Source organism: Faecalibacterium sp. AF28-13AC, assembly GCF_003478405.1.
GTDB lineage: Bacteria > Bacillota > Clostridia > Oscillospirales > Ruminococcaceae > Faecalibacterium > Faecalibacterium prausnitzii_E.
On sequence record NZ_QUFG01000034.1, the window covers coordinates 372 to 591 of the forward strand.

Consider the following 220-nt stretch of genomic DNA (forward strand, 5'->3'; position numbering starts at 1 on the left):
TCAATGCCATCTATCTCTACGATGATAAGGTCCTCATTACCTTTAATTATAAGGAAGGTACGGAAACAGTCGCTTTCGGGGAAGCCGTGAAAGCAGAGAAAAGTTCGGATATGAGTGCGCGAGGTGCACCAGATATTGAACGTCAAATCGTAAGATTTGACGTTCTTTTTTATGTAGGAAAGCGGCTGCACACTTTCTGCACACCGTTTGCACATTTGCC

General features: G+C 44.1%; 1 pseudogene. It reads left to right on the forward strand.

Annotated features, from left to right (window positions below):
- Positions 1-220 (forward strand): annotated as a pseudogene (locus DWY95_RS17265) (recombinase family protein); the annotation flags it as partial.